General features: G+C 61.1%; 31 protein-coding genes. 12 read left to right on the plus strand and 19 right to left on the minus strand.

From position 1 onward, the window contains the following. The first annotated feature begins 14 nt into the window (after window positions 1-14). The gene (locus tag ACJ8J5_RS21825; RefSeq protein ID WP_127146274.1) at window positions 15-563 is read left to right on the plus strand and encodes a GNAT family N-acetyltransferase; all 549 of its coding nucleotides are present in this window, start codon (window positions 15-17) and stop codon (window positions 561-563) included. On the opposite strand, the gene ACJ8J5_RS21830 is transcribed toward ACJ8J5_RS21825, so the two are convergent. The 5 genes from ACJ8J5_RS21830 to ACJ8J5_RS21850 all read right to left on the minus strand — a co-directional run bounded on the left by ACJ8J5_RS21830 (window position 554) and on the right by ACJ8J5_RS21850 (window position 3,528). Beyond that, a complete protein-coding gene (locus ACJ8J5_RS21830) occupies window positions 554-805 on the minus strand; it encodes a hypothetical protein (RefSeq protein WP_025301707.1) in 252 nt (83 codons plus the stop codon). The two genes, ACJ8J5_RS21825 and ACJ8J5_RS21830, sit on opposite strands and share 10 nt — an antisense overlap. An 86-nt stretch (window positions 806-891) precedes the next feature. After that, window positions 892-1,344, minus strand: a complete 453-nt coding sequence (locus ACJ8J5_RS21835; RefSeq protein ID WP_025301706.1) for a thiol-disulfide oxidoreductase DCC family protein — start codon at window positions 1,342-1,344, stop codon at window positions 892-894. Between the two features lie 75 nt (window positions 1,345-1,419). Beyond that, a complete protein-coding gene (locus ACJ8J5_RS21840; protein ID WP_127146275.1) occupies window positions 1,420-1,749 on the minus strand; it encodes a hypothetical protein in 330 nt (109 codons plus the stop codon). 154 nt (window positions 1,750-1,903) lie between these two features. After that, a complete protein-coding gene (gene ycaC, locus ACJ8J5_RS21845; protein WP_025301704.1) occupies window positions 1,904-2,530 on the minus strand; it encodes an isochorismate family cysteine hydrolase YcaC in 627 nt (208 codons plus the stop codon). 116 nt (window positions 2,531-2,646) lie between these two features. Further along, window positions 2,647-3,528, minus strand: coding sequence for a pirin family protein (locus ACJ8J5_RS21850; RefSeq protein WP_016928920.1), 882 nt, complete (start codon window positions 3,526-3,528; stop codon window positions 2,647-2,649). A gap of 125 nt (window positions 3,529-3,653) precedes the next feature. Here ACJ8J5_RS21850 and ACJ8J5_RS21855 point away from each other — a divergent pair, with 125 nt between their 5' ends. Further along, on the plus strand, window positions 3,654-4,562 hold the full coding sequence (locus ACJ8J5_RS21855) for a LysR family transcriptional regulator (RefSeq protein ID WP_033634044.1): 909 nt from the start codon (window positions 3,654-3,656) through the stop codon (window positions 4,560-4,562). Here the strand turns inward: ACJ8J5_RS21855 and ACJ8J5_RS21860 are convergent, their stop codons facing one another. After that, window positions 4,563-4,952 carry a VOC family protein gene (locus tag ACJ8J5_RS21860; protein ID WP_060432532.1) on the minus strand — a complete coding sequence of 130 codons (390 nt, stop codon included), beginning with the start codon at window positions 4,950-4,952 and terminating at the stop codon, window positions 4,563-4,565. It lies immediately after the preceding gene. 2 nt (window positions 4,953-4,954) lie between these two features. Then, window positions 4,955-5,737: a DeoR/GlpR family DNA-binding transcription regulator gene (locus ACJ8J5_RS21865; RefSeq protein WP_060432531.1), complete on the minus strand. Its 783-nt coding sequence runs from the start codon at window positions 5,735-5,737 to the stop codon at window positions 4,955-4,957. A 138-nt stretch (window positions 5,738-5,875) separates the two neighbouring features. Here ACJ8J5_RS21865 and ACJ8J5_RS21870 point away from each other — a divergent pair, with 138 nt between their 5' ends. Beyond that, the gene (locus tag ACJ8J5_RS21870; protein WP_060432530.1) at window positions 5,876-6,565 is read left to right on the plus strand and encodes a transporter; all 690 of its coding nucleotides are present in this window, start codon (window positions 5,876-5,878) and stop codon (window positions 6,563-6,565) included. A 106-nt stretch (window positions 6,566-6,671) separates the two neighbouring features. Next, window positions 6,672-7,289: a hypothetical protein gene (locus tag ACJ8J5_RS21875; RefSeq protein ID WP_414104805.1), complete on the plus strand. Its 618-nt coding sequence runs from the start codon at window positions 6,672-6,674 to the stop codon at window positions 7,287-7,289. A 35-nt stretch (window positions 7,290-7,324) separates the two neighbouring features. On the opposite strand, the gene ACJ8J5_RS21880 is transcribed toward ACJ8J5_RS21875, so the two are convergent. From ACJ8J5_RS21880 to ACJ8J5_RS21895, 4 genes are all read right to left on the minus strand, one after another. Beyond that, the gene (locus ACJ8J5_RS21880; RefSeq protein WP_004940597.1) at window positions 7,325-7,588 is read right to left on the minus strand and encodes a putative hemolysin; all 264 of its coding nucleotides are present in this window, start codon (window positions 7,586-7,588) and stop codon (window positions 7,325-7,327) included. A gap of 49 nt (window positions 7,589-7,637) precedes the next feature. Next, window positions 7,638-8,126 carry a DUF2501 domain-containing protein gene (locus ACJ8J5_RS21885; protein ID WP_015376789.1) on the minus strand — a complete coding sequence of 163 codons (489 nt, stop codon included), beginning with the start codon at window positions 8,124-8,126 and terminating at the stop codon, window positions 7,638-7,640. 126 nt (window positions 8,127-8,252) lie between these two features. Then, complete coding sequence (gene pagP, locus ACJ8J5_RS21890) at window positions 8,253-8,843, minus strand: lipid IV(A) palmitoyltransferase PagP (protein WP_025301698.1); 591 nt, start codon at window positions 8,841-8,843, stop codon at window positions 8,253-8,255. Between the two features lie 207 nt (window positions 8,844-9,050). Then, window positions 9,051-9,479, minus strand: a complete 429-nt coding sequence (locus tag ACJ8J5_RS21895; RefSeq protein ID WP_060432529.1) for a hypothetical protein — start codon at window positions 9,477-9,479, stop codon at window positions 9,051-9,053. 672 nt (window positions 9,480-10,151) lie between these two features. Here ACJ8J5_RS21895 and ACJ8J5_RS21900 point away from each other — a divergent pair. After that, window positions 10,152-11,831 (plus strand): alpha-keto acid decarboxylase family protein, encoded by a 1,680-nt coding sequence (locus tag ACJ8J5_RS21900; RefSeq protein ID WP_060432528.1) that lies wholly within the window; start codon window positions 10,152-10,154, stop codon window positions 11,829-11,831. Window positions 11,832-11,884: 53 nt separating this feature from the next. Here ACJ8J5_RS21900 and ACJ8J5_RS21905 read toward each other — a convergent pair whose 3' ends face one another. Next, window positions 11,885-12,988: a DUF1615 domain-containing protein gene (locus tag ACJ8J5_RS21905; RefSeq protein ID WP_197770055.1), complete on the minus strand. Its 1,104-nt coding sequence runs from the start codon at window positions 12,986-12,988 to the stop codon at window positions 11,885-11,887. Window positions 12,989-13,166: 178 nt separating this feature from the next. Here ACJ8J5_RS21905 and tehB point away from each other — a divergent pair, with 178 nt between their 5' ends. After that, window positions 13,167-14,030 carry an SAM-dependent methyltransferase TehB gene (gene tehB, locus ACJ8J5_RS21910; RefSeq protein ID WP_147823614.1) on the plus strand — a complete coding sequence of 288 codons (864 nt, stop codon included), beginning with the start codon at window positions 13,167-13,169 and terminating at the stop codon, window positions 14,028-14,030. Here the strand turns inward: tehB and ACJ8J5_RS21915 are convergent. Both ACJ8J5_RS21915 and ada read right to left on the minus strand, forming a co-directional pair. Further along, a complete protein-coding gene (locus ACJ8J5_RS21915) occupies window positions 14,025-14,738 on the minus strand; it encodes a 2OG-Fe(II) oxygenase (RefSeq protein ID WP_147823613.1) in 714 nt (237 codons plus the stop codon). The two genes, tehB and ACJ8J5_RS21915, sit on opposite strands and share 6 nt — an antisense overlap. Next, window positions 14,735-15,790 carry a bifunctional DNA-binding transcriptional regulator/O6-methylguanine-DNA methyltransferase Ada gene (gene ada, locus ACJ8J5_RS21920; protein WP_099817533.1) on the minus strand — a complete coding sequence of 352 codons (1,056 nt, stop codon included), beginning with the start codon at window positions 15,788-15,790 and terminating at the stop codon, window positions 14,735-14,737. Before ada ends, ACJ8J5_RS21915 begins: the two co-directional genes overlap by 4 nt. A 237-nt stretch (window positions 15,791-16,027) precedes the next feature. Between ada and leuE the strand changes: the two genes are divergently transcribed. Continuing rightward, on the plus strand, window positions 16,028-16,666 hold the full coding sequence (gene leuE / locus ACJ8J5_RS21925; protein WP_004940625.1) for a leucine efflux protein LeuE: 639 nt from the start codon (window positions 16,028-16,030) through the stop codon (window positions 16,664-16,666). Window positions 16,667-16,825: 159 nt separating this feature from the next. Further along, the gene (locus ACJ8J5_RS21930; RefSeq protein ID WP_025301690.1) at window positions 16,826-18,325 is read left to right on the plus strand and encodes an aldehyde dehydrogenase family protein; all 1,500 of its coding nucleotides are present in this window, start codon (window positions 16,826-16,828) and stop codon (window positions 18,323-18,325) included. A 33-nt stretch (window positions 18,326-18,358) separates the two neighbouring features. Here the strand turns inward: ACJ8J5_RS21930 and feaR are convergent, their stop codons facing one another. Continuing rightward, complete coding sequence (gene feaR / locus ACJ8J5_RS21935; RefSeq protein WP_261127942.1) at window positions 18,359-19,258, minus strand: transcriptional regulator FeaR; 900 nt, start codon at window positions 19,256-19,258, stop codon at window positions 18,359-18,361. Between the two features lie 222 nt (window positions 19,259-19,480). Between feaR and ACJ8J5_RS21940 the strand changes: the two genes are divergently transcribed. Next, window positions 19,481-20,203 carry an acid phosphatase gene (locus ACJ8J5_RS21940; RefSeq protein WP_060447665.1) on the plus strand — a complete coding sequence of 241 codons (723 nt, stop codon included), beginning with the start codon at window positions 19,481-19,483 and terminating at the stop codon, window positions 20,201-20,203. A gap of 35 nt (window positions 20,204-20,238) precedes the next feature. On the opposite strand, the gene ACJ8J5_RS21945 is transcribed toward ACJ8J5_RS21940, so the two are convergent. Together ACJ8J5_RS21945 and ACJ8J5_RS21950 are read right to left on the minus strand one after the other, a co-directional pair. Then, the gene (locus ACJ8J5_RS21945; protein WP_043135553.1) at window positions 20,239-20,880 is read right to left on the minus strand and encodes a DsbA family protein; all 642 of its coding nucleotides are present in this window, start codon (window positions 20,878-20,880) and stop codon (window positions 20,239-20,241) included. 108 nt (window positions 20,881-20,988) lie between these two features. Then, window positions 20,989-21,393 carry an Exc2 family lipoprotein gene (locus ACJ8J5_RS21950; RefSeq protein WP_060447666.1) on the minus strand — a complete coding sequence of 135 codons (405 nt, stop codon included), beginning with the start codon at window positions 21,391-21,393 and terminating at the stop codon, window positions 20,989-20,991. Between the two features lie 193 nt (window positions 21,394-21,586). Here ACJ8J5_RS21950 and ACJ8J5_RS21955 point away from each other — a divergent pair, with 193 nt between their 5' ends. Then, a complete protein-coding gene (locus tag ACJ8J5_RS21955; RefSeq protein ID WP_019454278.1) occupies window positions 21,587-21,835 on the plus strand; it encodes a hypothetical protein in 249 nt (82 codons plus the stop codon). Here ACJ8J5_RS21955 and ACJ8J5_RS21960 read toward each other — a convergent pair. Continuing rightward, complete coding sequence (locus ACJ8J5_RS21960; protein ID WP_049206240.1) at window positions 21,832-22,599, minus strand: NAD(P)H-dependent oxidoreductase; 768 nt, start codon at window positions 22,597-22,599, stop codon at window positions 21,832-21,834. The genes ACJ8J5_RS21955 and ACJ8J5_RS21960 overlap by 4 nt on opposite strands. Window positions 22,600-22,683: 84 nt before the next feature. Between ACJ8J5_RS21960 and ACJ8J5_RS21965 the strand changes: the two genes are divergently transcribed. Next, window positions 22,684-23,064, plus strand: coding sequence for a winged helix-turn-helix transcriptional regulator (locus tag ACJ8J5_RS21965; protein ID WP_025301684.1), 381 nt, complete (start codon window positions 22,684-22,686; stop codon window positions 23,062-23,064). On the opposite strand, the gene ACJ8J5_RS21970 is transcribed toward ACJ8J5_RS21965, so the two are convergent. After that, the gene (locus ACJ8J5_RS21970; RefSeq protein ID WP_043135548.1) at window positions 23,061-23,642 is read right to left on the minus strand and encodes a flavin reductase family protein; all 582 of its coding nucleotides are present in this window, start codon (window positions 23,640-23,642) and stop codon (window positions 23,061-23,063) included. The genes ACJ8J5_RS21965 and ACJ8J5_RS21970 overlap by 4 nt on opposite strands. A 174-nt stretch (window positions 23,643-23,816) precedes the next feature. On the opposite strand from ACJ8J5_RS21970, the gene ACJ8J5_RS21975 reads away from it, so the two are divergent. Further along, entirely contained in the window at window positions 23,817-25,418 is a 1,602-nt protein-coding gene (locus tag ACJ8J5_RS21975; protein WP_025301682.1) for an ABC transporter substrate-binding protein, read from the plus strand. Window positions 25,419-25,602: the final 184 nt, after the last annotated feature.

Genomic DNA, 25,602 nt, shown 5'->3' on the forward strand with positions numbered 1-25,602 from the left:
AGCGGAGAGAAACGATGACAAGCTTTAATCCTGCCACCCCTTTCTTCAGCGAACGCCTGCAGATGCGCCCACCGGTAATGGCGGACCTCGCACGTTTCTACGCCATCTTTGGCGATCCGCAAACGCAGCGTTTCAATCCCGCCGGCCCACTCACCAGCGAAGCGCAGGCCGCATCGGTGCTGCACGAGAGGATTGCCGGGTGGCAACAACACGGTTACGGTTCCTGGGCGATCGCTCTGCGCGAACGGCCGGATTGGATTATCGGCTTTGGCGGATTGTCCCGGAAAGCGCTCGGGGCGCACCGCACCGTGAACCTCGGCTATCGCTTCGATACTCGCGTCTGGGGCATGGGATTGGCCACCGAGATGGCGCGGGCTTCGCTGCAATACGGTTTTGTCGGATTGGCGCTGGAGGAGATTTCCGCCATTGTACGTGCGGAGAATCAGGCCTCGTGGCGAGTATTGGAAAAGGTCGGTTTACGGCGGGTGGATACGCTGGATGACGTGCCCGGCGCAGCGCCGAGCCTGGTGTATACGCTAAAGCGCGGCGACTATCAGGGTTGATCGTCGCTGATTTTGGCCAACGCCATGCGGTAAGATTTGACCTTCTGACGCTTTTTCAACCAGGTGGTGGTAGACACGATGAACACCGCGCCCGACATCGCCAACACGCCGGTCGGGTGGCCGTAAAACACCATCAAGGCAAAGTACACGGCGGAAACGATCGCCACCCATTTCGCCGTATTGCCCATGTCGTTCTTCTCCTGGGTCAAACGGCGGATGTGCTCTTCTTCACTGATTCCCATACGCGCTCCTTGTTGGCTGAACGTTCCATTATATGGAGCTGGAGTGTTGATATTTCAAGCGGTTGGATGGTAAAGAAGCGTAAAGCTCAGGCCGGCGGTTCCTGCCGCCGGGGCAGATAACGCCCGGGCTGATCGGTGCCCGGCAGGCCGGTGCCGTCGTTGCGGCCAAACAGCCGGTAGCGATTGCCGGCGACCGCATCATAGACCTTGTCCGCCAGTCGCGGCGGCAGGTAACGCGCCAGCGCCAGTACGCGGTACGGCCATCCCACTTGACGCAGCGCCTGAAACAACGCCGCCGAACGTAGCCAACAGCGCCCCTGCTCAACATAGACCACGGAATCGAAACGATCGGTAGGCAATCCCAGCGCCTGCAGGATCGCCTGCCCTTCGGCGGATTGCACCGTCGCCAACAGAATGCGCCGCTGCCGATCGGCGCGAATAAGATACCTCACCAGCCCGTGACACAGATTACATTCGCCGTCGAACAACAGCGCGCGATCGCCGGGCTGGAGATAAGGCAGATGTGATAAAGGGGTCATCCCGCCTCCCGAAAAACGCTCGCCTTAGCCTAACGCGCCTTGGGCATGCGAACCAGAGCGGGATGATGTGGCCCGTTAACGCGCAGGCGGGGCGTCAGGCACGGCTACCACCGCGACGCGCACCTCGTAATGCTTGGCGCTACCCGCCGGGATCACCGCCGTCAGTTTGTTGATGGTTTCCACCGGATTGTCGCTGGCCGAGGTGGCGCAGAACAGTTCGCCGCCGTGGCAGAACCCCGGTTTGGGCGGGTGCCCCCCCGGGAAAGGCGGCATGCGCATCGGTTCATCCGCCACAGGCGGCAACGCTTTGGCCGCAGGCGCCTCGGGGGCCGACATCGCGCTCGCGCTGAACAACAGCGCCATGCCCATGCAGGGCAGCGCCAGGATCTTGATTGCTTGTTTCATTGAATTAGCCTCATTTGCCGGGTTCGGGATTACGCTACCCCGCCCCCGGCCCATGAGAAAGCCGCTTTTCGCTACCTTTTCGCCCCGCTACGTTTTGCTTACATCCCGCGTCTAACGTGATGAAAGGCGAAAGGTTGGGTAAAGGGCCGTCGCGTTACTTGCCGTTCGTCAGCGTGTTGTAGCTGGTCATCAGATTGCGGTAGTCCGGGATATGGTTGGAGAACAGCGCGCCCAGCCCTTCGATGTCATTGCGCCAGTCGCGGTGCAGCTCGCAGGCGACGCCGAACCAGGTCATCAACTGCGCGCCGGCGGCCTCCATGCGGCTCCAGGCCGACTGACGCGTCAACTCATTGAAGGTGCCGGAGGCGTCGGTCACCACAAAGACCTCGAAACCTTCATTGAGCGCCGACAGCGCCGGGAATGCCACGCACACTTCGGTTACTACGCCGGCGATGATCAGTTGCTTGCGGCCGGTGGCTTTTACCGCCTTGACGAAGTCGTCGTTGTCCCAGGCGTTGATCTGGCCAGGGCGAGGAATGAAGGGAGCATCGGGGAATTGGGCTTTCAGTTCCGGCACCAGCGGGCCGTTGGGGCCGTTTTCGAAACTGGTGGTAAGGATGGTCGGCAGGTTGAAGTATTTCGCTAAATCACCCAGCGCCAGCACGTTGTTTTTAAACCGATCGGGATCGATATCACGCACCAGCGAAAGCAGCCCTGCCTGATGATCCACCAGCAATACGGCGGCCTGGTCTTTGTCGAGGCGCTTGTAGTTTGCAGTCATGGTTTTACTCCTGTGGGGTTGATGTTGCGGATGAAACGCCCCGCCTGGCGGCGGGGCGTTGAGGTTTAAGTGTAGCGCCTGAGCCGGGGAACACGGCCCGCCCCAGGCGCCAAAGTTCAACCGGCGCTCGCTTCGGCGTTCATGCTGCCGAACTTACCGCTGTTGAAATCGCGGAACGCCTGCTGGATTTCCGCGTCGCTGTTCATGACGAACGGGCCGTAGCCGACGATAGGCTCATCGATCGGTTCGCCGCTCAGCACCAGCAGTGCGACGTCGTTGTTGGCTTCGATGGTGATCGAATCCCCCGCCCGGTCGAAACGCACCATTTGGGTTTCGCGCACCACGTCTTCGCCGTTGACCAGGATCGCACCGTGCAGCATCACCAGCGCCAGCGTATGGCCTTCTTTCACCGTCAGCGTGGTGGTGTGGCCGGCATTCAGCTTCATGTCCCACACGTTGAGCGGGCTGAAAGTGCGTGCCGGGCCGGCGTGGCCGCCAAAGTCACCGGCGATCACCCGCACCTGCCCTGCGCCGTCCGCCAGCGGAACCACCGGAATATCGGCGTTCAACAGCGTCTGGTAACCCGGCTCGGCCATTTTGTCTTTGGCCGGCAGGTTGACCCACAGCTGCACCATTTCCATGGTGCCGCCCTTGCGCGAGAAATCCCGTGAATGGAACTCTTCGTGCAGAATGCCGGAGGCGGCGGTCATCCACTGGACGTCGCCGGGGCCAATCACCCCGCCGCTGCCGGTCGAGTCGCGGTGTTCCACTTCGCCCTGATAGACGATGGTCACCGTTTCAAACCCGCGATGCGGGTGCTGACCCACGCCGCGAGTGCCGGAGGCGGAACGGAATTTGGTTGGCGCCGCGTGATCCAGCAGCAGGAACGGGCTCATTTCCGCCCCCAAATCGTTATAAGAGAACAGCGAATTCACCAGGAAACCGTTACCGACCCAATGTGCTTCCGGGCTGTTGTGAATACCGAGGATTTTTTTCATCTTGAACTCCCGTTTCAGGCCTCACGGCCTTAAGTTGATGTCAGAAGTTTAATCCGTCGGGGTTTGCTGCAGTAGTAGGCAAGATGTACACTCAGCGTTCTACTGATAGAACGATAAGGGATACGATGCTGACCGACCTGAACGATCTGTTTTTCTTCGCCAGCGTGGTCGATCACCAGGGATTCGCCCCCGCCGGCCGGGCGCTGGGCATTCCCAAATCCAAGCTCAGCCGCCGCGTGGCGCTGCTAGAGGAGCGGTTGGGCGTGCGCCTGATCCAGCGCTCGACGCGGCGTTTCTCGGTGACCGAGGTCGGCCAAACCTATTACGCACACTGCAAGGCGATGTTGGTGGAAGCGGAAGCGGCGCAGCAAGCGATCGAGCAGACCCGCGCCGAGCCCTGCGGCACGGTGCGCATGTCCTGCCCGGTGGCGATCTTGCACACCCGCGTCGGCAGCATGGTGGCGGCTTTTATGGCCGATTACCCCAAGGTGACGGTACATCTGGAAGCCACCAACCGCCGGGTGGACGTGGTGGGGGAAGGGCTGGATCTGGCGATCCGCGTGCGGCCGCCGCCGCTGGAAGACAGCGATCTGGTGCTGAAGATCCTGGCGCAGCGCACCTGGTGCGTCGCCGCCAGCCCGGCGCTGGTGCGCACCCTCGGGCCGGCGCACACGCCGGAAGACCTGCGTAAATACCCGACGCTCGATCTCGGCCCGGCGCGCGGTCAGCACCAATGGCGGTTGACCGGCCCACAGGGTGAACGGGTAGAGTGGGAACACACGCCGCGGCTGGTCACCGACGACATGCTGATGCTGCGCACCGCCGCCATCGCCGGCGCCGGCATCGTTCAGCTACCGGCGATGATGATGCGCGACGACATGCTGCGCGGCGAGCTGGTGCAACTGTTGCCGGGCTGGCAGCCGCAGGGCGGCGTGGTGCACGCAGTCTACCCGTCGCGCCGCGGCCTGCTGCCGGCGGTGCGGCTGCTGCTCGACTATCTGGGTGAGCAGTTCGCCAGCATCGAAGAAGAGTGATCAGGCGGTAATTTCGATCGCATTGCCGTCCGGATCGCGAATGACGGCCTCATAGAAGCCGTCGCCGGTCCAGCGCGGCGCGGACAGCAAAATGCCCTCCTGCTGTGCGCGCTGCGCCAACCTATCGACCTGCCGCTCATCCCCCAGCGACAGCGCGATGTGCGCCCAACCGACCCGCTCCTCCTGCTCCTGCGCCTGCGCCGGCAACAGCGTCGGCACGCGCATGATCTCCAGCGACGGCCCGGCCGCCAGGCTGACGAAACGTGAAACGAACCCCGGCCGGTTGCGGCTGACATACTCCTCCCCCGCTTCACCGTTGAAATAGCGCTGCCAGAACGCCAGCTGCGCGTCGATGTCCTGGCTCCACAGGGCAACATGGGCAATTTTCATCATCATTCTCCGGTCGATAAATCGCTGTGCCAGACCTGGCCGCCGCCCTGCGCCACCTGCAGCTCGAGCTGCGGGTGCGCGCCGCGCGCCGTCACCAGATGATCCACCCGCCCGGCGGGCAGGAAGGGGTAAGGGGCATAGGTATTGAGTTTGTCGCGGGTACACAGCACCGCCACGCTGCCGGCGCGCGTCAGCAACCGCTTTTTGAACGTGGCGTCCTGATAGTTCAGCGCCGAAAAACCGCCGGCCGGGTCGTAGGCGCAGATGCCGGTGAACACCAGATCGAAATGGAAACCGTCGATCTCTTCCGCCGCCTTGGCGTCCACGCAGCCACCGACCTGCGCATCCAGCTCGCCGCCGATCAGGATGGTGCGGATCCCCGGCCGCTCCAGCATTTTACCGGCGATACTCAACGCATTGGTCACCACCGTCAAACGCCGATCGCGCGGCAACAGCTCCGCCAAATGCAGGTGGGTGCTGCCGGCATCGAGGAAAATCAGCTGTTCTTCGCCGATCACCCTCAGCGCGGTCTGCGCCAGCGCCAGTTTCTCATCGCCGCTGAGCGCCATGCGCGCCGCAACGGGGCCTTCGGCCGGCGTCGGCGCCAGCGCACCGCCATAGATACGTTTGCACAGGTTCTGCGCCGCCAGCTGGCGCAGATCGCGGCGGATGGTGGCTTCGGTAGTATTCAGCCGCTGCGCCATCTCCAGGGCAAGTACCCGCCCCTGTTGGCGAAGCGTGTCGAGAATGGCCTGGTGGCGTTCATTCGGTAACAGTTTGGACATCGCATGGATCCGGCGGCGCTAAAGTGATCACAAATGTACATAAACGTACACAATCGAACAATCACTTTTTTCGCCACGCCTAAGCGGCGGCGCTCGTCTAGACTCAAAGCGACATCACCAATAAGGGATTATGACGCGATGACCTCCGCCGTGCTTTATACGCTGTTTCCCGCCGCAGCCACCGTCGTCGGCGCAGCGGTGGCGCTCTATCGCCGCCCCGGTGACGCCGCAATGCGCGTCATCCATCACTTTACCGCCGGCATCGTTTTCGCCGCCACCGCCACCGAAATCCTGCCCGATCTCAAGCAGCAGTCGCCTGTGGCGGTGTTGCTGGGCGGCGCTGCGGGGGTGCTGTTAATGCTGCTGGTTCGGCGGCTGGGTGAAAAAGCGCAGGGGCCGGTCGGTTTTATCGCCGCGGTCGGCGTCGATATCTTTATCGATGGGCTGGTGCTGGGCATTGCCTTCGCGGCCGGCGCCAAAGCCGGCCTGCTGTTGACGCTGGCGTTAACGCTGGAAGTGCTGTTCCTCGGATTATCGATCGTCGGCGATTTGAAAGACTTTCTCGGCAGGCGGCTGCGTGCCATGGCGGCGATAGTCGGCCTGGCGCTGCTGCTGCCCATCGGTGGCCTGCTGGGGGCGCCGGTGGCCATGCTGGGCACATTTTGGCTGACCGCCTTTTTGGCCTTTGGCCTGATCGCCCTGCTCTACCTGGTGACCGAGGAGTTGCTGGTCGAAGCGCATGAGGGCGGGAAAGAGACACCGTTCGCCACCGCGATGTTCTTTGCCGGCTTCCTGCTGCTGTTGTTGCTAGAGGAAGGTTTGGGGTAAAAAAACGGGAATTTCATGGCGTATGCCGCCCGATGGCAACGCTTTGGCTATACTGTGGCAAGCGAAGTTACCGCAGACGTAACGGCTTGGGCGTAAAGGGAAAACGATGTTATTGACGATCGCAAGGTGGCTGTTTCAACTCCCCGGGAAGCTGTTCGGGCTGATTTTTAAAAATCGCCTGAGGATATTTTTGTTCTTTATGCTGGTCGCCATCGCGGTGCTCGGTGCCAAGCGCTATCTGCGCGCCCACCAGTATGACGATGAATTCAGCCTCGCCGCCCCCACCGATTACAACCGCGCGATAAAGCGCGAAATGCCGCTGCGCGAGGCGCGTGAACAGTGCGGGGGGCCGCTGCACGACAATGCCGGGCAGCCATGGCCCGCCTCAGCCGGTTATCTGCATCAGCCGACGCGGCTGCCCGCAACCGGTCTGCATCGGCTGACGCTGGATAATCAGGGCAACGATTTCGCGGTGCTGGTCAAGCTGGAAACGCCGACGGCGCCGCAGCAGCTGGCGGAAGTCTTTATTCCGCCCGCCGGCAGCTTCGAGGTGAAAATCAATGCGGACGCGGAACACGTCATGAAAATCAAGAACATCAAGACCGGCTGCATATTCCGCTCCCGGCCGTTCAACCTGGATAAACAGAGCGATTGGCGCATGCCGCTGACGCTACAAAAAGACGGCAGCCTGCAGCTGCAGTCGATAGGGGATCGCCAATTCTGATCGGGCGCCGGGTGGAAGCGCCGGCGCCGCGAGGGTTACTTTTTCACCGGGTGATCGCGGCGGAACAGTTCCCAACTTTCAATTTCCTGCCCACTCGGCAAGGTACAGGTGGAATACTGGCCTGCCGCGTTCTCTTTGGCATTCAGCTTGCCGCCGATTTGGGTGCAATACACGTCGGCCGGGTTCGCCATGCCGATCGGTTTCACCTGCGGCGGTGGCGGCGCATCGTTGGATTTCACGGAACACCCCTGCAACATCGTCATCCCTGCCAACAGGGAAAGCATCAACGTTTTTTTCATTTTTCCAGCTTATGCAAAAAGAACGGCGGAGCGCTCCGCCGTTCGTTCATCATGAAATAAAGGATTTGCCCTGTTTCAGCACCAGATCGCAAGCTTTTTGCTTCACCTTCTCGGTGATCTGCGAGGTACCCAGGCTGTTCAGATCCAGGCTCTTGCCTTCGCCGGTCTGCAGCAAGCCGCCCAGGCCCTGCTGATAATCCTGGCTCTTGGCGTTTTCGGTGCTGGTGATGCCCAGCTTGCTGAGCAGCTGATCTTTCACCCCTTCGGCACCGTTAGCCGACAGCACGTTGTTTTTCACACAGTACTGCAGGATACCGGCGGCATTGGTCATGCTGCTGGAGCTCAACGCCTTGTCGCCACCGTTCAACAGGCCGGTCAGCGAGGAGAGCGACATGCCGCCGCTGCTGTCGCCGCCCGACTTGCTCAGTTCGCCCGCCGCGCTGCTGAGGGAATCCATCAGCCCGGCAGCCTGAGTGGCGCCGCTAGCCAGGGTAGCGGACAGCGCCAAGGCCAGCAGTAAACGATGTTTGGTGATCATAGTGGTAAAACTCCTGTAATAACGGCATGCGATCGGCGCAGCGCGCCGGGATACCCTTCCGACGCCGCCGGCGGCGACAAGTTCCTTTTATCTCGCCGCCGCGCCGTTTTTCGGAATTCAGGAAATTTAGAACTGCCAGCGCAGCCAGGCGAAGAACACGTTGCCGTTGTTATAGGTGCCGGGAATGTAGGTCGCCTGGAACGTCAGCCGCTGATAGCCGATAGAGGCCAGCGGCAGCGGTGCCGGGATAGGAATGTATTTCCAGTTGTCACGCGCGGTGACGCTGGCGGTGAAGCCCAGCCCCAGGCGGAAATCCTTGTCATCCAGCGGGCGCCAGATCTTCTCGTAGGCGTAGCCGCCGATCGGCTCCCACTTGTTGAAGGAATCCTTGAACGCCATGATGTAGATGCCGTGCCAGTCACCGTCGCTGTCGTAGCGGGAGATACCGTAACCGGCCCCCCACGGGCGCTCGTTGTACTTATCGATATGTTCATCATCGTAAGTCCAACGGTTGTGCCAGGTGATGGCCGGAATATAGAGATCGTGGTTAGGCGAGTTGTTCCAGGTCTCCGCCACGTTATCGGTAAAACGCTGCCATAGACCCGGTTTTTCAGCCTGCGCGGTATTGCCACTTTCTGTACCAACCTCAGCGTAAGAAGGCAGTGCAGGAAATATCAACGCCAGAGAACATGCCAAAAGAGTCCGTTTGAGAAACATCGTAAAGCTCCTGTAAAAATACGGCCGCAGATTTTTACCGATAGCCCAGGCAAGATCAAGCTGTATCTAATTTATCCAACGTCCGTTGTGCTTTGGTTAAGCTTAGCACCGGAAAATTGCCAATAATTCATAACAAACTGTACCGATATCCGCATGGTATCGCCTTTAGGGCGGCAAAGCCGTGGGAAAAGTCCGCTTTGTCGCATGCTACTCGCGGGCAAGGTGCTTGACCAACACATCGACATCGAGACGGTTCACAAACTCCAGGGAATATGAGGAATAGAGGCCGAACAGGCGATTTTGGTGCCCGACCACCACCAGATCGATGCCGGCCCGGTGAATGAAATCGCTCACGTCCTTAAAGCGCCGAATGGTGACGATCTCCTTGACCGCGACCGGCGCATCGACGGCGCTCACCAGCCGGCTCAGCATCGCCTTGGCGGCGATCACCTCCTGCGCCTGGCGGTCTTTGACCCGCGCATCGCTGCCGTACTCCAGCTCGGCGTAGTCGGCGTTAAGGTGGCCAACGGTGAGGGCGATCGGCAGCCCGCGCACCATCGCTGCCGTTTGACGCAGCAGTGGCAGCCCATCGCGCTCATCATGAATCAGTACCAGAATATGTCGATAGTTTTTCATCGCAGTTTCCCCCACAGGCCAGCACCGTTGGGACATCAGCCCCTCTGGTAGGTATACGCCATCTGCGCGCACGTAGAGAAAAGTTTACGTATCACTTCCCACGGAATGTGATGACCACCACGTTATATTAACGCCGTGACGGCACATTTTAATGCCGGCCCGGCGTGGCGCGCACTGCAGGCCCGTAAAGCAAAGCTGACGAAAAAAGGCGGACAAAAAACGATCGTTGTTAATTTTTTGTTTTTGATTGGTTACAAGGTGATTTCATGAAATAAGCGTGCGTCGGATCACCAAAATCCCCCTTTACGCCAGGTTCTGCTTTTCTTTCCCAGGCAAAAAGCGTTACGCCGCTCAATGGGATTTAACGCGGCGTCAAAAGTACCGGATGATTCGCCATGCATCACGATAAATGCCAATGCGCCGCCGCTTTTCTGTCGATATACCATCAAGGAAAAATACCGCCGCACGCCAATACGCAATACCCCTACTTTTTATGTATTACTCAATCGCGTAAAGCGCCGAATACAAACCGCCCATTTTTCGGCTGCCAACCCTATCTTGAACAAGTCGACGCTTTAAATAACTGTTAATGCTAACGACACAACATCGCCAGCAATTTATTTTTGCTGATTTTCGCCTGACAAAATAAAGATAAATAATCCGGAGCAATCAATGAAAATAACTATCGGGTCATTCATTCTGCAACAGCTTCACGCCCTGAACGTCGATCGTATTTACGGCGTGCCCGGCGACTATAACCTCAGCCTGCTGGAGCTGCTGGAAAGCGACGACCGATTGGCGTTTATCGGCAACTGCAATGAATTGAACGCCTCCTACGCCGCCGACGGCTACGCCCGAATGAAAGGCGCCGGCGCGCTGATCGTCACCTACGGCGTTGGCGATCTGGCCGCGCTGTCCGGCATCGCCGGTGCCTATGCCGAATCCTCGCCGGTGATCTGCATTGCCGGCACGCCGCCGCTGCACGCGATGAAGAATCATCAGCTATTGCACCATACCCTGGGCGACGGCAATTTCGACAACGTCATGAACTGTTTTAAACAATTCACCGTTGCTCAAGCCTTGATTACGCCGGAAAATGCCGCGCAGGAAATTCCGCGCGTTATTTCCCGCGCCTGGATAGAGAAGAAACCGGTCTATTTACAGCTGCCTTCCGATATTTGCGACGTCGAAATTGAAATCACCGCAGCCGCAGCGGCGCCGCAGTTGCCGGCCAGCGATAAATACAATGTGCAATTAGCAGCGATGGCGCTGTTAACCAAAATCAAACGCGCACAGCGCCCAATCATGTTGGTCGACCAAATGGTGGATCGCTATCAGCTGCAGCAGCGGGTTATCGCCGTCGCTCATCGTTTTGCCATTCCGTTGACCAATATGCCCACCGCCAAATGCATTATCCCGGAAAACACCGCCGGTTGGATGGGCGGCTACAGCGGCAATCTGTCGCGCCCCGAACTGTATGAACACATGGCCCACTCGGACTGCGTGCTGAGCTTCGGCGTACGTCTGGTAGACTCCACCACCGGCTATTTCTCGCAGCAAATTCCCGCCGCCGCTCAGGTGGATATTCAGCCGTTTTCGATGAAACTGGACAACACCTCCTACCCAGCGGTAGCGACGGCGGATCTGCTGCAGGCACTGCTGGATCTGAGCGAAGACGCGCCGGCGCAGCGTTTATCACCGCTGGCCGATCCCCGTGAGAAGCTGGCGACGCCGAGCGACGCGCCTATCGACCAGGCCTATCTGTGGCGACGCATCCAACGCTTCATCCAGGCGGATGACGTGGTAGTGGTGGAAAACGGCACCTCAGGCGCGGCCATCGGCGGCATGCGCATGCCAGGGGGCGTCAAGGTGGTCAACCAACCGATTTGGGGCTCGATCGGTTATACCCTGCCGGCGCTGCTCGGCACCCTGATGGCGGCGCCGGAGCGCCGCCACCTGCTGTTCATCGGCGACGGCTCCTTCCAGCTCACCGCGCAGGAAGTGTCTACCCTGCTGCGCTGCGAGCAAAAGCCGATCATCTTCCTGATCAACAACGACGGCTACACCATTGAACGCTATATCCTCGGCGAAAACTCGTCTTACAACGACATCAGCCCGTGGGACTACGCCAAACTGCCGGCGGTATTGAATACCCAGGCGCAGCCGTTCAGCGTGGCGGTGGAAACCACGCAACAGCTGGAAATGGCCCTGGAACACGCCTCGCGGCAGGATCGGCTGGCGTTTATCGAGGTGAAAGTGCCGATGATGGACACGCCGCCGGTGATGAAAGAGTTCTGTAACCGCTGCAACAGCTTTAACTTTGGCCTGACCAACCCGCGTCGCAGCGCCTGATGCGCGATCGCGCCGCCGGTGGTTCAGGAAACCGGCGGCGTTTTTTTATGCCGTTACCCGCCGGCGCGCGCCATGCAGCGCTGGCGGCGTTCGTCCACCCGCTTGGCGAACCAGGCGGTGGTCAGCTTGCGGGTGATTTTCGGGCTCTCCAACTGGATACCCGGCAGCATCTCACGCGGCAGCTTGCCGCCCGCCAGCGCATAGACCTTCTTATACAGCTCGGTGTCGGCAAAGCCGGCCGTGTCGCCTTTCTCCAGCGCCCGGCGAATGGCGCTGTCGCTCATGTTCAGGCGCTTGCCGAGCGTGCGCACCGCCAGCTCGGTCGAACCGGGCTTGTCGCTGCCGAAATCGATAAGATCGCCGTCCAGCGCCAGCGGAATGGCGCTCGCCCGGCTGACCGCGTTTTGGAACGCCGCGTTGCGGCTGGCGTACCAGCCGGCGTTGAAGTCGGCGAAGCGGTAAATCGGCCGGCTGTAATCGGCCGGGTACCCCAGCAAATGCATAATGCCGAAGTACATACCGCCGCGCCGGCTGAAAACTTCGCGGCGAATCGAGCCGTCGACCGGATAAGGGTACCCTTTGGCGTGCGCCTCGGCGAAGGCGATGCTCACCTGCATCGGGCCGCCGGTATGTACCGGATTTAAATGGCCGAACAGCTTCTGCCCCATCGGCACGCGGTCGATCATGTCATCGAAGATATCGCTCAGATCCTTCTCGGTGCGCACCTTATCCAGCCGCTCGCTGTAGCTCTGGCCGTTCGACGACGAAATCTTCAATGCGGTGTGCACCAAAAAGTTCGGGATGTGCATCTGATCGGCGCGGCGGTCGATCTCCTTCCAAGCGATCTTCGGCAGCCCCGGCACCTGCGGGTTAGCCTGGAACGTCGACTCCTGTTCGGTCACCGCCAGCACCGAACACAGGTTCTCATCGCTCGGCTCGATGCCCTGCGCGGCGAAGGCAGCGGTAATATCGGTAGCCCAGCCCTGCCGATCGCCGGCGTTGGCCGGGATCAGCATCATCAGCCGGGCTTTGACGTCGGCGGGGCGCGCCGCCGGTGCCGTGGTGGTGGTTTTGCTGGTACAGCCCGCCAGCGCCAGCAGCGCGGCCAGGCTTAGCCAACGGAAGGGCGTCGGGTGGAATAAACGAAGTATCGGCATCTTTTCCCTGAACGTGATGACATGAACAGCACTGAAATTAGCCCAGCCGCCGCGCACAATCCAGTATAAAGATACCGCCGCGCCTTTCCGTCAGGCCACTATGTTCAAACGATCGATAAAGATGTATTTTATATACATCATATAAATCACTTTGCTTGCCCAGCCAGAGGAGGCCCCTATGGAGCAGCAGCTGCTTTGCTATAAAACCCTGCCAGAATGGAACAGCGACACGCTGCCGGCGGCCTTCCGCCAGCGCCACAACACCCAGAGCGGCACCTGGGCGAAGCTCACCGTACTGAGCGGGAACCTGACGTTCGCCATGATGACCGAAGACGGCGCCACCACCGAGACCTGGCAGTTCAGCCCCGAAAGCCAGCCGCCGTTTATCGCACCGCAGCAGTGGCATCGCATCGTTTCCTTTTCGGACGACATGACCTGCCGGCTGGCGTTTTACTGCACGCCGGAAGATTACTACCACAAGAAATACGAACTGACGCGCACCCACTCCGAAGTGATCGAAGCGGCGGCGCGCATCGCGCCGGGCAAGGCGCTGGATCTGGGCTGCGGCGGCGGGCGCAATTCGCTCTATCTCAATCTGAAAGGTTTCGACGTCACCGCCTGGGACAAGCATGCGCCGTCGATAGCCCGCCTCCACCAGATCGTCGACGCCGAGCAGCTGACCCGCCTGAGTGCCGGGGTGCAGGATCTCAATACCCATCGCTTCAGCGGCGACTACGACTTCATCCTGTCCACCGTGGTAATGATGTTCCTCGAGCGGCAGCAGATCCCGCCTATCGTGCAAAACATGCAGGACAGCACCGTGCGCGGCGGCCATAACCTGATCGTGGCGGCGATGGATACCGAGGATTATCCCTGCCCGCTGCCGTTCCCGTTCACCTTCAGCCCGGGTGAGCTGAAGCATTATTATCGCGACTGGGAGATCCTCAAATACAACGAGGACGTCGGCCAACTGCACAAGACCGACGCCAACGGCAACCGCATCTCGCTGCGCTTCGCCACCCTGCTAGCGCGCAAGCTATAGCGCGTCGTGAAAGATCACCCCCAGCGTGTGGCGTTGGCCGGCGCGTATCCGGCTGACGCCGTGGCGCAGATTGACCCGATAGTAGCCTTTCACTCCCGCCACCGGCCGATGATGCACGGCGAACACCACGGCGTCGCCCTGCTGCAGCGGCACCACCTCCGGCCGGCTCTGCATCCGCGGCCGCTGTTCAGTCAGCACGAATTCGCCGCCGGTGAAATCCCGCTCGGGGGCGGAGAGCAAAAATGCCACCTGCAGCGGAAACACCCGCTCGCCGTACAGATCCTGATGCAGGCAGTTGTAATCTCCCGCTTCGTAACGCAACAGCAGCGGCGTCGGCCGCCGTTGGCCGGCCCGGTGGCATTCGGCCAGGTAAACCTCATGGTCGGCGGGATAACGCACCGCCAGGCCCAATAAGGCGTTCCAACGGTTGGCCACCGGCGCCAGCCGCGCATACATCAGGCTGCGCGCTTCGGCCACCGGCGACGGCAGCGGATAGGTGAAATAGCGGTACTCGCCGCGGCCAAAACCGTGCTTCTCCATCACGACGCGGCTGCGGAAGTGCGCATCCTGCGGGTAGAGCGCCGCCAGCTCGCGGCACAGCTCTTGGCTGAGCACGCTGGGCAACCGCGCGCAACCCTGCGCATCGAGTTCGCGCTCGATGGCCGCCCAGTCCAAGTCGGCCAGCCGCGCCGCCAGCGCGCCGCTCATCGCTGCGCCTCTTTTTCCAGCAAGGCTTTCTTGCGCTCGACGCCCCAGCGATAGCCGGACAAGGCGCCGTCGTTGCGCACCACCCGGTGACAGGGGATCGCCACCGCCAGCACGTTGGCGGCGCAGGCACCGGCCACCGCGCGCACCGCTTTGGGCGCCCCGATGCGCCGAGCGATATCGGCATAGCTGACGGTTTCGCCGACCGGTATCGCCTGCAGCGCCCGCCAGACCCGCTGTTGAAACGCGGTGCCGCGAATATCCAGCGGCAGCGCCAACCCGTTCTCCGGCGCTTCAATCAGGCCCACCACCTGCGCCATCAGCGCTTCATACTGCGCGTCGCCGCCGATCAGCTCGGCGTTGGGGAATTTGTCCTGCAGATCCTGCACCAGCTGCTGCGCATCGTCCCCCAGCAGAATGGCGCAGATGCCCACCTCGCTCTGCGCCGCCAGGATCTCGCCCAGCGAACAGCGCCCGACGGCGAAATGAATGCGCATGCCTTTGCCGCCGGCTCGGTAGGCCTTCGGCGTCATGCCCAGCGCGGCGTTGGCTTGTTGGTAGAAGCGGCCGTTGGCGCCATAGCCGGCGTCGAAGATCGCGTCGGTCACCGTTTCCTGCTGCGTAAGGCCGGTGCGCAAGCGTTGGCTGCGCTGCGCGTCGGCGTAGCCTTTCGGCGTCAGGCCGGTGATCGCTTTGAACAGCCGGTGGAAATGGTATTGGCTCAACCCGACGTGGCGCGCCAGCGTCTGCAGCGACGGCGCTTTCTCCGCCCGTTCGATATAGCGGCAGGCCTCGGCTATCTGCCGCGCATGCTGTTCCGTCAACGGCGTCAGCCCCTGGCGGCAGCGTTTGCAGGGCCGATAACCCGCCGCTTCCGCCTGTTCGGCATCGTCGAACAGCTCCACGTTTTGCCGATTCGGCTGACGTGACGGGCAAGAAGGCGAGCAATACACGCCGGTGGTTTTCACCGCGTAGATAAAGCGGCCGTCGGCGTGCTTGTCGCGGCTGACGATCGCCAGCCAGCGCGGATCGGCGCTGTCGATTACGTTTTTCATCATCCGTTCCTCACTGCGGTTTCGATGTTAACCAGCATAGTGACGGGCCGTTGGCGAAACACGCCGACTCTTGCTTTTTAATTCGGCGCCGACGTTTTCAGCAATGTTTCGACAATTTTTAACCAACAACATGAAGTTTATTACGTTGCCAACCCGGTTGCACAGCGTTAGGATCGCGGCCGGCCACGGGCGTGGCCAGTGTTTTTGCCTGTTAGTTGCGCGCATGGAGAGGTTATTGTGTTAGAGAGTTTTGGCGTCCTGAATTTATGGACCTATTTGGCCGGGGTGGTCTTCATTATCATTCTGCCGGGGCCGAATACGCTGTACGTGCTGAAAACCGGCATATCGCGCGGCGTGCGCGCCGGCTATACCGCCGCGCTGGGCGTGTTTATCGGCGATGCGATCCTGATCTTCTGCGCCTATATCGGCGTGGCGTCGCTGATCCGCACCACGCCGTTCCTGTTTACCCTGGTGCGTTTTCTCGGCGCAATTTACCTGCTGTTCCTCGGCGCAAAAATCCTCTACGCCACCTTCGTGCAGAAGGCGCAGGCGCAACAGCAGCAGATTGAGGGCGGCCACAGCATTCTGCGAAAATCGCTGACGCTGAGCCTGACCAACCCGAAGGCGATCCTGTTTTACGTGTCGTTCTTCGTGCAGTTCATCGATTTCAACTATGCGCACACCGGGCTGTCGTTCACCATTTTGGCGCTGATCCTCGAAGCCGTCAGCTTTATCTACATGAGCACGCTGATCTTCTCCGGCGCGATGCTGGCGCATTTCTTCAATCACAAGAAAGGCCTGGCGAAGCTCGGCAACGGCCTCATCGGCCTGCTGTTCCTCGGCTTCGCCACCCGTCTGGCGACCCTGAGCTCGTGATCCCTCCCGGCCGGCGCCCGCCGGCCGCGGTTTACCCTTCCGTCACGGCAAAATGACACGCAGGACAAACCGAATGTCAGGCAGACCAAAGCCGCCGCTTTCCCGCTGATCTAGACTTGCAGGGTTAACGATAACCTGATGAGCCTGATCGGAGGATGTATGTCTGACAATACCGTAGCCGTGCTGGATAGCGTATCGCGTTTTCTCGATCGTCAGCATGGGCTGTATATCGACGGCCAGTGGCGCGCGTCCGCCGCGGAAGGCCGCCTGGCGGTGTATAACCCCGCCAATGGGCAGCAGATCGCCACCACCGCCGACGCCAATGAACACGACGTCGCACTGGCGGTGCAGTCCGCCCACAAAGCCTTCAGTGAAGGCGTCTGGGCGCAGCGTCTGCCGGTCGAGCGCGAGCGTATCCTGCTGCGCTTCGCCGATCTGGTGGAGCAGCACGCCGAAGAGCTGGCGCAGCTCGAAACCCTGGAGCAGGGCAAATCCATCAACATCGCCCGCGCTTTCGAAGTCGGCAGCACCCTGAACTGGATGCGTTACACCGCCGGGCTGGCGACAAAAATCACCGGTCAAACGCTGGACGTCTCTATTCCGATGCCGCCGGGCGCCAAATATCAGGTTTATACCCGTAAAGAGCCGATCGGCGTGGTCGCCGGCATCGTGCCCTGGAACTTCCCGCTGATGATCGGCATGTGGAAAGTGATGCCGGCGCTGGCCGCGGGCTGCTCCATCGTCATCAAGCCGTCGGAAACCACCCCGCTCACCCTGCTGCGCATCGCCGAGCTGGCGAGCGAAGCCGGCGTGCCGCCGGGCGTGTTCAACGTGGTCACCGGCCGCGGCACCGTGTGCGGCAAAGCGCTGACCGAACATCCACTGATCGCCAAAGTCAGCTTTACCGGCTCCACCCCGGTGGGCAAAAGCATCGCGCGCTCGGCGGCGGATCGCCTGACCCGCGTGACGCTGGAGCTGGGCGGCAAAAACCCGGCCATCGTGCTGAAAGATGCCGATCCGCAGCAGGTGATCGAAGGCCTGATGCTTGGCAGCTTCCTCAATCAGGGGCAGGTATGCGCCGCCAGCTCGCGAATTTATATTGAAGCGCCGATTTATGATCGGTTGGTGGCCGGATTCGAACAGGCGGTGAAATCGCTGTCGGTCGGGCCGGGGATGGATACCGGCGCGCAAATCAACCCGCTGGTGTCGCTCGCGCACCGCAACAAGGTGGCGGCCTACCTGGACGACGCCCGGGCGAAAAACGCTGAGCTTATCGGCGGCGCGGCCGGGCCGGACGCCAACGGCTTCTACATTCCGCCGACCCTGGTGATCAACCCGGACGATCGGCTGAACCTGACGCGCGAGGAAGTGTTCGGCCCGGTGGTCAACCTGATTCGGGTGGCGAGCGCCGAAGAGGCCTTGAGCAAGGCCAACGACACCGACTTCGGGCTGACCGCCAGCCTGTGGACCACCAGCCTGCAGCAGGCGATGGCGCTGACGCCGCGCATTCAGGCCGGCACCGTGTGGGTCAACACCCATACGCTGATCGACCCGAACATGCCGTTCGGCGGGTTCAAACAGTCGGGCAGCGGCCGTGATTTCGGCCCGGATTGGCTGGACGCTTACACCGAATCGAAATCGGTCTGCATCCGCTATTGAGTGAAGCGGCGCGGGCCTGGCCCGCGCCCTGATTTACTGATACTGACGACGGTATTCGCTCGGCGACATGCCGAAACGCTGCTTGAAAGCGGTCGAGAAATGGCTGTGATCGGTGAAACCCCAGTCGAGGCCGACGCCGGCCAGTTTTTCCTGCCCGGCGGCGCTGCGCAGCGCCTGCGCGCACAGATCCAGCCTGCGGTTCCTGATGTACTGCGCCACCACCAGCCCCTGACGGGCGAACATCCGATACAGGCTGCGTAACGACACCCCCAACTCGGCCGCCACCCACTCAGGGCGCAGCTGCGCCGACTGAATATGCCTGTCGATCAATGCCAGCGCCTTGTCAAAGACCGGTTGCTGCCCCTCCGGCCGCGCCTGCTCGAGCGCCAACGCCGGACGCAGCAGCGCCGCCAGCGCATTCAGCACCGCCTCGCTTTCCGCCGCGGCAAGCTGAGGATCCTGCATGCTGCTCAGCACCAGCTGGCGGCTGAGGCGCACCGCGCTGAGCTCGGCTCCCAGACGCTGAGCGCAAGGCGGCGGCAGCGGCAGGCAGCCGCGCGGCAACAACAGGGAGATTTGGCGCGAATCGCGCTGGAAAGTGAAACTGCTGGGCTGTGAGGCATCGATCAGCGTCATGTCGCCGGGAGAGAGCACCGTTTGGCGATCGCCCTGCTCCATCAATGCGCTGCCGCGCAGCTGGATGACGGTGAAAAAGTGCGCACCGTCGCTGCGGGCAATTTCACGCGGCGTACGGTACAGCCGGGCCTGGGACACATCGACCACGCTCAGGCGCAGGGCATGGGCACGAAACTCCTGCATCGCCCCGCTGAAGCCGGGCCCCAACGTTTTCGCGCAGAATCGGCCGCAGGCGGTGTTGATTTTCCCCAGCCACTCTTCGAAGCCGACGTCCCGGAGCGTTGCCAATGCCGTCATGATCTCTCCCTTCAAACAGCAGCGGTGCTGCGCCGTTGAACAGAAAAACACCATAACAATCCGTTAACACACAATCAATGGCGAGCGGGGGATTTGGCGCCGCGATCACAGATCATCGGGCGCACGTCATCAATCCGCCACGAAACCGTCATCTCATCGTCACAGGCCTCGCCAAAAATACAGGCTGTTCCCCCTTCACGTTGACTCCCTGGACATGACCCGATGAAATCGTTGCAGAAATCCATTTTAGCGCTGTGTTTGTTTACCACCAGCGCCCTGGCCGCGTTCCATGCGCAGGCGGCAGAGGAAGCCCAACCGTTCACCACCGCGCAGCAGGTGGATCTGACCCACATCCTGCCGCCGCCGCCGGCCAACGACTCGGCGCAGACCCAGCGCGAACTGCGGGAAGTGCTCGACATGCAGCAGAAACGCACGCCGGAAATGGCCAGCCAGGCTAAGGCGGATGCGGAAGAGAACGTCTGGGTATACAGCAACGTGATGGGGCCGAAGTTCAACGCCGAAGCGTTGCCGGCCGTGAGCGCCTTCTTCGATCGCATCGTCGCAACCGAAGCGGCGGTGGTCGATCCGGCGAAAGATTTCTGGAAGCGCCCGCGCCCGCATATGCTGGACAGCCGCATCGAGCCGATCGTCAAGCGCTCCAGCTCCGGCTCCTGGCCTTCCGGCCACACCACGCTGGGCACGCTGATGGGCATCACCCTGGCCAATATGGTGCCGGAGAAGCGTGCCGCCATCATGACGCGCGCCTGGCAATACGGCGACAACCGGGTGGTGGCGGGGATCCACTACCCTTCCGATATCGAGATGGGCCGCATCGCCGGCAGCGTGATCAGCCAGCAGCTTTCACAGCAGCAGGATTTCCAGCAGCAGTACCGGCAAGCACGCGACGAGCTGCGCCAGGCGCTGGATTTACCCGCGGCGAAATAGACCCGGCGGCTAGCACCGGGCCCTGACGACCCGGTTTACGGCTGTTTGTCCAACAGGTAACGCACCACCGCCGCGTACTCTTTGGCGTAGCCTTCAACGCTGGTGCTGGCCATGCCGGCATTGTCTATCTTGTATTTGCCGGCCACGTAGAACGACGGGGTGCCGCGCACCTCGAATGCTTTCACCGCTTCGTTCTGCTTGGCGATCAATCCTTTGACCAGCAGGCTGTGGCGCGCGTTTTCATAGGTAGCGGCATCGATGCCGGCCGCCGTAAACACCCGCTGAATATCGTCGGCGCCGTTGACGGCGCGCTGTTTCTGCACCGCGTCGAACATCGCCCCTTCAATCTTGTCTTCCACGCCCAGCACCGTCGCCACCGCCCAGGCTTCGGTCAGCTCATTGCCCAGTTTGCCCATCAGGCTGACGTGATATTTGGTGACTTTCTCACCGGCGGGCAGCGCCTGCGCCACGGTACTGCCTACGCGATAGGTATCGGCGAACTGATAGCAAGGGCCGCAGTAGAAGGAGAAGAACTCCACCACCGCCGGCGCGGCGGCCACCGGCTTATCCAGCCGGGTGTATTGCTCGCCCGCACGGTAATCCGCGGCCTGAACCGCAGGCAGCGCCAACATCAATACGACGGCGGCGGCGAACGAACGCTTAACTTTTGCCAACATAAACACTCCTGGTTTCATCTATGAACATCGTCCTTAGCGGCGGTTTTTATAATCAAATAACCGCCAGAAGACCAGTTTTTATTACCTTCTATTTGTGAGGGATTATGTTCAGCGACCTTCGTAACCGTCCCAGTACGCACCTACCGCTTCCTGTGAGAGCACCTGGCGGCGCTTAGGATTGTCGGCACTGCTGTAGGCGCGATTAATGAAAATGGTTTTGTGTTCCATGTTCTGCTGGAACTCCGCGCTGGCCAGGTAATCGGCCTTTTTCTGCGCCTCGCTGCGCGCCACGCCTGCCGCGCGATCCTTTTTCCCCAGTTGGTAGAACTGTTCGAACATCGGCACGGCGTTCTTAATACTGCCGTTCACATCGGTGCGGAATTGCGGATCAAAATCGTCGCGAGTTTGATAAACGTAGTGTTTGGCATGCTGCTCGGCACTGCTGAGGTGATGGGTGCAGGCGCTGAGCGCCAACAGCGGCAACAACAGCGCCGCGCTTTTCAGTCTTTTCATGTCGTCTGTCCCTGTCAGTGAGGAAGGTTCCTTTAGCGCCACGAGCATAGCGCCGCCACCCGGCAAACGTCAAACGACAAAAAACGCATCACATTGTTTTATATTAATATTATATACACTGATTGGTATTCATTGCCTGAAACACTATGCTTTAACAGAACAGGGTAAACACTCACCGACAGCGAGGCGGCCAATGAAACCGATCGACAAAAACGTGGGGGAGTACGACCTCACGGCGGAAAAAAAAGCGGGCATGATCACCGGCACCATCCGCGGCGAACTGCCGGACAGCGACGCCAATCTGCCGCTGCTGCCCTTCTCCGGCACTTTCGCCGGCCCCAGCGTGGCCGAAGCCATCGCCGATATTCAGCAACAGTTCCCCGACATCGAACCGGCGATTATCGACGATTTGCGCGAGGAACTGCTGAAGGCTGGGTTCTAATCCGGATCGCGGTGCCGCACGAACGGACTGTAGACCGGCGCGCCGGGCTTCAACGCCAGATCGGCGTCAAAATCTTCATTGCGATTGAACGGCACCGCCGGCCAGGTGGAAAACGCGTTCAAACCGTCCCGGTACGTCTGTGTCACCTGTGCCAAAGCGGCATTTTGCGCCTGCAGAGCTTCGCCCGCCAACCCGCCGCGCACGCCATAGACCAGGAACGGCTCCAGCACGCTAAAGCCGATATAGTGCAGCGCATGCATGATTGGCCACAGCATCAGCCGCATATCGCCGTCGCGCCCGTTCGGCGCGCAGGCCTGTGCGGAAGCGCCGGCGGTCACGGTCAGCAGCGCCCGCTTACCGCACATCACGCCGTTCTCATGGCGGTGGCGGCTGTCGTAGATCCCGCCGTAAACGAACACCCGATCCATCCAGCCCTTGATGATGGCCGGCGCGCCGAACCACCAGAAAGGGAACTGCAGCACCAGCGTATCCGCCCAGCGCAACAGCTCGATATGCCGCCGGATCTCCGCCGGCAGCGCCTGGATCGTCCAGTGATGGCGCTGCTCCTGCATCGCATCGAACCGGTCCACCTGCTTTCTGCTGGGGTAATGGCCGGCGCCCTCGCACGGATCAAACCCCTCCTGATACAGATCGACCGTTTTCACCTGATGCCCCTGCGCCAGCCAGGCCTGCCGCGCCTGTTCGGCCAAATGGGCATTGAAAGAATGCGGCTCGGGGTGAGCCAGCACAATCAGCACGTTCATCCTGTGTCTCCCGTTGTAAGGTGGTGCTGTTATGCTGTGGCTTTATCGTCCCCTTGGCAATTACGCACCTGAAGGTAACCCCCAATGGCTTATCCCGGCGACGTCTATTCGAGCAAGTGTTCCGCACGCGATGCGCTGGCGCTGATTTCCGGCAAGTGGGTGATGCTGATCCTGCCTGCGCTGGCGCAGCGCCCGATGCGCAACGGCGAGCTGCTGCGCCGCATCGACGGCATTTCGCAGAAGGTGCTGACGCAAACGCTGCGCCAGCTGGAACGCAACGGGCTGCTCGAACGGCTAGATTTAAGTGAAAAGAATCAGGCGCATGTGGAATACCGGCTCAGCGCCGTCGCCTGCTCGCTGGTCGAGACGCTGGCGGCGCTGGACCGATGGGCGGAATACCATTTCCCCGAGCTGGACGCCGCCCGCGAGCGCTATGATGCCGACCGCGGGCGCGAGGCCGATTAAAGCGGTTTGGCCCGCAGCGTCTCGCCGCTGCGCACGAAGTTGCCGGCCCCCAGATGATGAATGGTGTGCAGATCCGCATTGGCGGCGGTGAAGTTCCAGCGCCCTTGCTGGAACACCCGCTCGTCCGCTGCCGCGCTCAACACCTCGCCGAAGCAGGTGTCGTATTTTTCCTGTGCGCCGCTTTCCGGCAATAAGCGGCACTCCAGCCACGCCACGCAACCCTGTTCGATCAGCGGCACCTGCAGCGTGGCGCTCGGCGCTGCGGCGATGTGAAAGCGGGCAAACTTGTCTTCATCCAGCCCGGACACGCTGCCAACCGCGTAGGTGGCGTCGATGAACATGGCCGCCGGCACGCAAATGCCGAATGCGCCGCTCTCCTCGATCATTTGCCGGCTGTGCGCCCCTTTGTCCACCACAATGGCGATGCGCGGCGGGCTGAACTCCACCGGCATCGACCAGGCGGCGGCCATCACGTTGCGTTTGGCGCCGTCGTGGCTGCGGCTGGTGATCAATACCGTCGGGCCGTGGTTCAGCAGGCGGCTGGCGTGTTCGAGGGCGACAGGACGAAAGTGGCTCATCGGGAAATCCTTGCGAGTGACTGATTGTCCCGCAGTGTAGATCTGCGCTGCGGCGGCAGGCAACGCGGGGCGCACAGAATGCGCAGGTGAGACGCTTGTTCCCCGTCTCGCCATCCGTTATCTATAGTTAGATCAATTCGCCGGTAACGGCCCACTCCACCTGAGGATCTTGCCTTGACGTTTTTAAAACACCCTATCGCCGGATTGGTGCTGGCCGGCTGCGGCCTGCTGTCGGCGGGCGGCGCGCTGGCCGCTTCCGATGCGCTGGTGTACTGCACCGTCGCCTCGCCGGAATCGTTCAACCCGCAGCTCTCCAGCTCCGGGCCGACCTTTATCGCCACCTCGCAGGTGCTGTACAACCGCTTGGTGACGCTGCGTGAAAGCGATAAAACCCCGGCCCCGTCGCTGGCCACCGAGTGGAGCGTCAGCCCGGACGGCAAGACCTATACCTTTACCCTGCGCCAGGGCGTGAAATTCAACAGCAACAAATACTTCACCCCGACACGCGACTTCAACGCCGAAGACGTGGTGTTCACCGTGATGCGGCAGAAGGATCCCGCTAACCCTTATCACAAGGTCTCCGGCGGCAACTATGAATACTTCACCGACATGGGCCTGGATAAGCTGATCACCAAGGTGGAAGCGGTGGACGAGCATCACGTGCGCTTCACGCTGAGCCAGCCCAACGCCGCCTTCGTCGCTGACTGGGCGATGGATTTCGCCTCGATCCTGTCCGCCGAATACGCCGACGCCATGCTGAAAAAGGGCACGCCGGAATACGTCGACAACTGGCCGATCGGCACCGGGCCGTTTGCGCTGCAGCAGTACAAACAGGATTCGCTGATCCGCTACATCGCCAATCCGCACTACTGGCAGGGCGAAGTGGCCAGCAAGCACCTCATCTTCTCCATCACGCCGGATCCGCAAACCCGGCTGGCCAAGCTGAAAACCAACGAATGCCAGATCATCCCCGCGCCGCTGCCGGAACAGTTCGCCGCCATCAAGGCCGACGGCAACCTGCAGCTGCACGACATTACCGGGCTGAACGTCGGCTATCTGGCGTTCAACACCCAGAAAAAACCGTTCGACAACCTGCTGGTGCGCCAAGCGTTGAGCTACGCGGTAGACAAGAAAGCGATCGTCGCCGCGGTGTTCAAAGACAGCGGCACGCCGGCCAATTCACTGCTGCCGCCGGGCATGCTGGGCTACAACGACAAACTGCCGGAGTACGCCTACGATCCGCAGAAGGCGCGCGAGCTGCTGAAGCAGGCCGGGCTGGAACAGGGCTTTGAAACCGACATCTGGTCGATGCCGGTACAGCGCCCTTACAACCCGAACTCCAAGCGCATCGCCGAGATGATCCAGAGCGACTGGGCGAAGGTGGGCGTGAAGGCCAAGATCGTCACCTGGGAGTGGGGGCAGTATCTGGCCGGGCTGCGCAAAGGCGAGCAACAGAGCGCGCTGTACGGCTGGGTGTCGGACAATGGCGATCCGGACAACTTCGCCACCCTGCTCGGCTGCGCCGGCGTGCAGAGCGGCGCCAACGTGGCACGCTGGTGCGATAAGGATTATGACCGGCTGATCCAGCAGGCGATCCAGGAGAACCAGCCGCAGGCGCGCGCCAAGCTGTATCAACAGGCGCAGGTGATCTTCGCCAAACAGGCGCCGTGGCTGCCGCTGGCCACCGGCAAAGTGTTCTACGCCACCCGCAGCAACCTGAGCGGCTATGTGGTGGACGTGAACGGCAGCGATTTCGCCAAGGCCAAATTGAACTGATCTTAGGCGCCGCAGCGCGGACTGCGGCGCAACCCGCTTCATCGCTTAATAAGCTGCCAGCCTCTGAACCTATCATTATTAGCTTCATAACTTACGGCGCTCACCTATCACCAGACGCATATCCCACTAAACCAATAGCTTAATAAGCGAGCTGAACCTGGCGTTTTGCCTAAATTGCGCGCAC

Origin of the sequence: Serratia sp. CY43202 (assembly GCF_052168755.1) — a bacterium.
Lineage (GTDB): Bacteria > Pseudomonadota > Gammaproteobacteria > Enterobacterales > Enterobacteriaceae > Serratia > Serratia bockelmannii.

Bases quoted from the DNA above. Each gene is read 5' to 3' on its own strand.
- ACJ8J5_RS21940 (WP_060447665.1), top strand. From the start codon at position 19,481: ATGAAATCGTTGCAGAAATCCATTTTAGCGCTGTGTTTGTTTACCACC.
- ACJ8J5_RS21830 (WP_025301707.1), bottom strand. From the start codon at position 805: ATGGGAATCAGTGAAGAAGAGCACATCCGCCGTTTGACCCAGGAGAAG.
- ACJ8J5_RS21970 (WP_043135548.1), bottom strand. From the start codon at position 23,642: ATGAGCCACTTTCGTCCTGTCGCCCTCGAACACGCCAGCCGCCTGCTG.
- ACJ8J5_RS21900 (WP_060432528.1), top strand. From the start codon at position 10,152: ATGAAAATAACTATCGGGTCATTCATTCTGCAACAGCTTCACGCCCTG.
- ACJ8J5_RS21945 (WP_043135553.1), bottom strand. From the start codon at position 20,880: ATGTTGGCAAAAGTTAAGCGTTCGTTCGCCGCCGCCGTCGTATTGATG.
- ACJ8J5_RS21950 (WP_060447666.1), bottom strand. From the start codon at position 21,393: ATGAAAAGACTGAAAAGCGCGGCGCTGTTGTTGCCGCTGTTGGCGCTC.
- ACJ8J5_RS21960 (WP_049206240.1), bottom strand. From the start codon at position 22,599: ATGAACGTGCTGATTGTGCTGGCTCACCCCGAGCCGCATTCTTTCAAT.
- ACJ8J5_RS21930 (WP_025301690.1), top strand. From the start codon at position 16,826: ATGTCTGACAATACCGTAGCCGTGCTGGATAGCGTATCGCGTTTTCTC.
- ACJ8J5_RS21875 (WP_414104805.1), top strand. From the start codon at position 6,672: ATGTTATTGACGATCGCAAGGTGGCTGTTTCAACTCCCCGGGAAGCTG.
- pagP (WP_025301698.1), bottom strand. From the start codon at position 8,843: ATGTTTCTCAAACGGACTCTTTTGGCATGTTCTCTGGCGTTGATATTT.
- ACJ8J5_RS21905 (WP_197770055.1), bottom strand. From the start codon at position 12,988: ATGCCGATACTTCGTTTATTCCACCCGACGCCCTTCCGTTGGCTAAGC.
- ACJ8J5_RS21835 (WP_025301706.1), bottom strand. From the start codon at position 1,344: ATGACCCCTTTATCACATCTGCCTTATCTCCAGCCCGGCGATCGCGCG.
- ACJ8J5_RS21870 (WP_060432530.1), top strand. From the start codon at position 5,876: ATGACCTCCGCCGTGCTTTATACGCTGTTTCCCGCCGCAGCCACCGTC.
- ACJ8J5_RS21855 (WP_033634044.1), top strand. From the start codon at position 3,654: ATGCTGACCGACCTGAACGATCTGTTTTTCTTCGCCAGCGTGGTCGAT.
- ada (WP_099817533.1), bottom strand. From the start codon at position 15,790: ATGAAAAACGTAATCGACAGCGCCGATCCGCGCTGGCTGGCGATCGTC.
- ACJ8J5_RS21915 (WP_147823613.1), bottom strand. From the start codon at position 14,738: ATGAGCGGCGCGCTGGCGGCGCGGCTGGCCGACTTGGACTGGGCGGCC.
- ACJ8J5_RS21850 (WP_016928920.1), bottom strand. From the start codon at position 3,528: ATGAAAAAAATCCTCGGTATTCACAACAGCCCGGAAGCACATTGGGTC.
- ACJ8J5_RS21955 (WP_019454278.1), top strand. From the start codon at position 21,587: ATGAAACCGATCGACAAAAACGTGGGGGAGTACGACCTCACGGCGGAA.
- ACJ8J5_RS21895 (WP_060432529.1), bottom strand. From the start codon at position 9,479: ATGAAAAACTATCGACATATTCTGGTACTGATTCATGATGAGCGCGAT.
- feaR (WP_261127942.1), bottom strand. From the start codon at position 19,258: ATGACGGCATTGGCAACGCTCCGGGACGTCGGCTTCGAAGAGTGGCTG.
- ACJ8J5_RS21825 (WP_127146274.1), top strand. From the start codon at position 15: ATGACAAGCTTTAATCCTGCCACCCCTTTCTTCAGCGAACGCCTGCAG.
- ACJ8J5_RS21880 (WP_004940597.1), bottom strand. From the start codon at position 7,588: ATGAAAAAAACGTTGATGCTTTCCCTGTTGGCAGGGATGACGATGTTG.
- ACJ8J5_RS21965 (WP_025301684.1), top strand. From the start codon at position 22,684: ATGGCTTATCCCGGCGACGTCTATTCGAGCAAGTGTTCCGCACGCGAT.
- ACJ8J5_RS21860 (WP_060432532.1), bottom strand. From the start codon at position 4,952: ATGAAAATTGCCCATGTTGCCCTGTGGAGCCAGGACATCGACGCGCAG.
- ACJ8J5_RS21840 (WP_127146275.1), bottom strand. From the start codon at position 1,749: ATGAAACAAGCAATCAAGATCCTGGCGCTGCCCTGCATGGGCATGGCG.
- tehB (WP_147823614.1), top strand. From the start codon at position 13,167: ATGGAGCAGCAGCTGCTTTGCTATAAAACCCTGCCAGAATGGAACAGC.
- ACJ8J5_RS21865 (WP_060432531.1), bottom strand. From the start codon at position 5,737: ATGTCCAAACTGTTACCGAATGAACGCCACCAGGCCATTCTCGACACG.
- ACJ8J5_RS21885 (WP_015376789.1), bottom strand. From the start codon at position 8,126: ATGATCACCAAACATCGTTTACTGCTGGCCTTGGCGCTGTCCGCTACC.
- ycaC (WP_025301704.1), bottom strand. From the start codon at position 2,530: ATGACTGCAAACTACAAGCGCCTCGACAAAGACCAGGCCGCCGTATTG.